This is a genomic window from Candidatus Symbiothrix dinenymphae, assembly GCF_001431085.1.
This window is the reverse complement of sequence record NZ_BBRU01000415.1, coordinates 1-445: the sequence shown is the minus strand read 5'-3', so window position 1 is coordinate 445 and position 445 is coordinate 1. Positions and strand designations below refer to the sequence as shown.

General features: G+C 48.3%; 1 protein-coding gene. It reads right to left on the bottom strand.

Annotated elements, in window-relative coordinates; translation table 11 throughout:
* Nucleotides 1-445, bottom strand: a 445-nt coding sequence (locus tag ASC50_RS04655) for a glycosyltransferase family protein (protein ID WP_226995403.1), incomplete at both ends; no start/stop codon positions are given.

The window sequence follows — 445 nt, the reverse complement described above, 5'->3', positions numbered from 1 at the left end:
TTTGCGTTCAGCAGGTAGCCGTGCAAATAGTTGCCCTGCGTGGCTGTCTGCTTGAAAACCTCCTCGCGCAACAGTGGCGGCACAAACACAAAACGGGAGTCTGCATCGGCGCGGGAGTTATTGGCAATGGACAGCACAAACAATTTTTTGGCTCGGAGGCAAGTTACGCGCGTTACTAATTTCAAACAGAACAATTGCGACTTATCTTCTGCCGGAAAGCGATAGTCAGGATGCAAAAACGCATATTGATGGGCAACACAAACATACGGCACCTTGGGCGGAAACAGCATATAAGCAAACCCCATCAGCATTTCATAAAAGTTGATGACCACATCGGGCTTCAACTCTCTGATTGCTCGCTTGATAAATAGTAAACCCTTGATATAGCGCGGAATGCGTACCAGATTGTAGCCGATAGTCGCTCCTGTTTTGGGTCGGTCTGTAC